Origin of the sequence: Actinoplanes sp. NPDC048791 (assembly GCF_040650095.1) — a bacterium.
In the GTDB taxonomy this organism is placed as follows: domain Bacteria; phylum Actinomycetota; class Actinomycetes; order Mycobacteriales; family Micromonosporaceae; genus Actinoplanes.
The window spans coordinates 1-3094 of sequence record NZ_JBEZGQ010000983.1 but is presented as its reverse complement, the minus strand read 5'-3'; the positions used below and the strand labels follow the sequence as shown (position 1 = coordinate 3094).

General features: G+C 70.1%; 3 protein-coding genes. 2 read left to right on the top strand and 1 reads right to left on the bottom strand.

Annotated elements, in window-relative coordinates; all coding sequences use genetic code 11:
* Positions 1–232 (top strand): helix-turn-helix domain-containing protein (locus AB0C29_RS40840; RefSeq protein WP_360832435.1); only part of this gene is annotated, 232 nt, incomplete at its 5' end.
* Here the strand turns inward: AB0C29_RS40840 and AB0C29_RS40835 are convergent.
* Complete coding sequence (locus AB0C29_RS40835; protein ID WP_360832432.1) at positions 219–1694, bottom strand: family 43 glycosylhydrolase; 1476 nt, start codon at positions 1692–1694, stop codon at positions 219–221. The two genes, AB0C29_RS40840 and AB0C29_RS40835, sit on opposite strands and share 14 nt — an antisense overlap.
* A gap of 116 nt (positions 1695–1810) precedes the next feature.
* On the opposite strand from AB0C29_RS40835, the gene AB0C29_RS40830 reads away from it, so the two are divergent.
* A partial coding sequence (locus AB0C29_RS40830) for a glycosyltransferase (protein ID WP_360832430.1) occupies positions 1811–3094 on the top strand: 1284 nt, incomplete at its 3' end.

The following is a 3094-nucleotide window of genomic DNA, read 5'->3' as shown; positions in this document are numbered from 1 at the left end:
CGGCCGCCGGCTGGACCTCTCGGTCAAGGAGTTCGCCCTGCTGGAGGCCCTGCTCCGGGCGGCGCCGGCGTTCCTGAGCGCCGAAGCGCTGCTGGAGCAGGTGTGGGACGAGAACGCCGACCCGTTCACCAACACCGTCACGGTCACGATCGGCCGGCTGCGCCGCAAGCTGGGCGAGCCGCCGATCATCACCACCCAGGCCGGGGTCGGCTACCGCATCACCGGTTCGTGACCGCGAGGTTGTCGAAGGCCGCCGCGGCGTTGTAGACGCGTACCCCGGAGGAGCCGGCTGTGTACGTACCGTCGGTGACTGTGATCTTGGGGTTTGCCATGTCGTTCACGAACACCTTGAGCGACGAGCCCACCGCCTCGACCCGCAGGTGGTAGCGCGTGCCCACGGCGACGGACAGAGCCGCCGCACCGAGCCGGGTCCAGTTGTTGTTCGCCTTGCCCAGCACGACCTGGCCCGCCGGGCTGATGCCCGCGTAGTAGCCGCGGTAGCTGTCCGTGCCGACGGCGGGGGAGGTGGCCCGGAAGACCAGGCCGGCGTCGCCCGCGCCGGAGGTGACCGTGACGTCGGCGTCGTAGACCGCGTTCGTGTGGTTGTCGGTCAGCAGTGCCTTGCCGCCGTACGAGTGCTGGGCCCGGTACTGCCCGCCGGTGGCCGTCCACGAGCCGCCGTAGGTCTTCCAGCCGATCGCGTTGTTGTCGTCGAAGTTGTCCTTGACGAGCATCTTCACCCGCTGGATGGTGCCGTCGGCGGCGAAGGTCATCCGGTCGTAGGCCAGGTAGCGGGCGTTGCCGTCGGTCTCGCCGAGCGGCCGGCGGTGGTAGAAGATGTACCAGGTGTCGGTGCCCGGGATGTTCACGACCGAGTTGTGGCCGGCGCCGCGGGCGACCGCGGCGTCCTGCGCCAGGATCTTGTCGAGGCGCTGGAACGGTCCGGTCGGTGAGTCCGCGATCGCGTACGCGACCGAGTAGTCCGGACCGGTCCAGCCGCCCTCGGACCACATCAGGTAGTACTTGCCGTTGCGCTTGAGCATCTGCGGGCCCTCGACGTAGCCCGCCGGCGTGATCTCCTTGAACACCGAACCGTCGGGGAACGTTCCCAGGCTGGTCATGTCGCTGTTCAGGCGGGCCACGTTGGCGTGTCCGTGGCCGCCGTAGTAGATGTACGCCTGCCCGTCGTCGTCGATGAACACGTCCTGGTCGATCGGCTGCGCGCCGTTGACGAAGCGGTCGATGAGCGGCCGGCCGATGGCGTCCATGTACGGTCCCTCGGGCCGGTCCGCGACGGCGACACCGATGCCGCCGAGCTCGGTGTTGCTCTGGATGTCGTTGGCCGCGAAGTAGAGGTAGTACCGGCCGTTGCGCTGGATCGGGGCGGGCGCCCAGACCGCGTACTTCGCCCAGGAGACGTTCGCGGTGCTCAGCACAGTCGGGTGTCTGGTCCACGTGACCAGGTCGGTGGAGGAGAAAGCGTCCAGATAGGTCTGTTCGGCGTAGGGCCGGGACGAGGTCGGGAACACCCAGTACCGGTCGTTGTAGAGCGCGATGTCGGGGTCGGCGTAGCGGCCGTCGACGAAGGGGTTGCCGGCCTCCGCGGTGGTGTACGTGGGCGGCGCTGCGGCGACGGCCGGCGCCATCAGCAGGGCCACCAGCGCTGCGGCGATCGAGTTCATGGTTGCCCCCATCGATGATCCCCGATGAATGATAAGGATTGTTTACTTGTGTCGGGACGTGTCGTCAAGCGTTCTGCTGTGCGCACCGGATGGACGGGGGTCGCACGACCGGTCTAGGGTGCCGATCCGTGAAGGTCCTTTTCCTGCTCAACGACGGCTTCGGTATCGGTGGCACCATCACCACGACCTTCAACCTCGGCAGCGCCCTGGCCGAGCGGGGCCACCAGGTGGAAGTGCTCAGCACCGCACGCCGGCGCGACGTGCCGCACATGCCCCTGCACCCGGCCGTCCGGCTGATGGCGCTCGTCGAGGCCAGGACCGACCATCCCGAATACCTGGCCGACGATCCGCTGCGTGGCCGGCCGGCGCGGTTCTACCCGAAGGCCGACTACCGGTCCAGCGACTACGACCGGATGGTCGAGGAGCGGTACGCGCGCTACCTGGCCGCCAGCGACGCCGACGTGGTGATCGCCACCCGGCCCGGCCTGATCGCCTACGCCGGCCGGTTCGCCCCGGACCGGATGATCAAGATCGGCCAGGAGCACCTGACCCGGCTCCAGCAGCGCAAGGCCATGCGCGAGGAGCTGCCCCGCCACCTGCGCAAGCTCGACGCTTTCGTGACCATCACCGCCCGTGACGCCGAGGAGTACCGGGCGCACACGCGGCTCACGGACACCGAGCTGACCTTCATCCCGAACAGCGTGCCGGCGCCGGTCGTGCCCCCGTCGCACGGCCGCGACAAGATCGTCGTGGCGGCCGGCCGGCTGGTCCAGGGCAAGCGCTACGACCTGCTGATCCGGGCCTTCGCCGCGGTGACGGCCGAACGCCCGGACTGGCAGCTGCGGGTGTACGGCCAAGGCAAGCTCCGCAACGAGCTGCGCGCCCTGGTCGCCGAGCTCGGGCTGCACGACAACGTGCTGATGATGGGCCCGTACACGCCGATCGAGACGGAATGGGCCAAGGGCGCGATCGCCGCCGTGCCCTCCGACCAGGAGCCGTTCGGCATGACGCTGGTCGAGGCGATGCGGTGCGGGGTGCCGGTGGTCAGCACGGACGCGCCGTACGGTCCGGCCGAGATCCTCCAGGACGGGATGGACGGCCTGCTCACGCCAATCGGGGACGAGGCCGCCCTGGCGGCCGCGCTGCTGCGGGTGATCAACGACGACGCGCAGCGGGAGGCGATGGCCGCCGCCGCGCTGAAGAACGCGCAACGCTACGACCCGGCCCTGATCGCCGAGCAGTACGAGCAGTTGTTCGACCGGCTCGCGGCCCGCAAGGCCGGCCGCCGGCGCTGGTGGCCCCGCAGGGAGCGGCCGGCCCCGCCGCAGCCGGTGCTCGGCCCGGCCCCGACGTCCGCCGTCCCGACCGTCGACGCGCTGGTCACCGCGGACGGCGAGCTGCTCCTGGCGGAC